Here is a 1,225-nt window from a genome sequence, read left to right on the forward strand (position 1 = left end):
TTGACCTGAGCCCCTAAATCTCCTCCAAAAATTTGGTAGAGTCTGTCGCTAGAGGAGACGGATAGGATGAAGCGTTCACGGTTCACGGAAGAGCAGATCATCGGGATTTTGAAGGAGCAGGAAAGCGGCCAGACAACAGCCGCTGTGTGCCGCAAGCACGGCATATCGGGAGCAACCTTTTACAAATACAAAGCCAAGTATGGCGGGATGGACGTATCGGAGGCGCGGAAGCTGAAGGCGCTCGAAGACGAGAACGCCAAATTGAAGAAATTGCTGGCGGAACTGATGCTGGATAATGCCATTTTGAAAGATGTTGCCGCAAAAAAATGGTAACGCCCGATGCCAAGCGGGACGCTGTGGCGCATGTCTGCGAGAAGCATGATGTGAGCCAGCGTCGGGCGTGTGAAGTTCTGTCGGTTGATCGGTCAAGCGTTCGCTACCAGAGCGTTCGCCCGGATGACACACCTATTCGGGAGGCCATGAAGAAGATCGCGTCCGAACGCCGACGGTTTGGCTATCGACGCATCCATGTCATGCTGGATCGGCAGGGCATTGTCCTGAACCTGAAGAAGCTCAGGCGGCTTTATTGCGAAGAGAAGCTGACTGTTCGTAAACGCGGAGGTCGCAAGCGCGCCCTGGGAACCAGACGGCCTCTGGTTTTACCATCTCGCGCGAACGAACGCTGGAGCCTCGATTTTGTCAGCGATGCCTTCACAGATGGACGGCGGTTTCGTGTTCTGGCTGTTGTCGATGACTTCACGCGGGAGTGCCTGGCGCTCGTCGCGGACACGTCTCTATCAGGCCTGCGTGTGGCGCGGGAACTGGATGCCATTATCGGCCGGCGAGGACGACCACTAACCATTGTCTCCGACAACGGCACGGAACTGACCTCGATGGCCATCCTGAAATGGTGCCAGGAAAGCGGCATTGAATGGCACTACATCGCGCCGGGCAAGCCGATGCAAAATGGCTTCGTCGAAAGCTTCAATGGCAGCTTCCGTGATGAATGCCTCAACGAAACGCTGTTTTCATCAATGGCGCAAGCCCGAGCGCAGATCGCAACATGGAAGGAGGATTACAACCGAAACAGACCACATTCATCGCTGGGCAACATCACGCCCAATGAGTTTGCAATGAAAATCACTATGGAAAAAAGGGCCGCTTGAGGTCAAAATGCAAATCTAAGACTCTCCCCAAAACTGGAGGGAAGTCGGGGCTCAGGTCA

1 protein-coding gene is annotated in these 1,225 nt (G+C 54.8%); it reads left to right on the forward strand.

Annotated elements, in window-relative coordinates; genetic code table 11:
* Positions 1–66 precede the first annotated feature (66 nt).
* Positions 67–1,166, forward strand: a protein-coding gene (locus AC0N03_RS16730; protein ID WP_474290046.1) for an IS3 family transposase whose coding sequence is annotated in 2 segments (ribosomal slippage) — positions 67–319 and positions 319–1,166 — 1,101 coding nt in all. Because the reading frame shifts where the segments join, the coding sequence is not laid out codon by codon here.
* Positions 1,167–1,225 lie beyond the last annotated feature (59 nt).

Source organism: Methylocystis sp. sgz306128 (assembly GCF_056032725.1).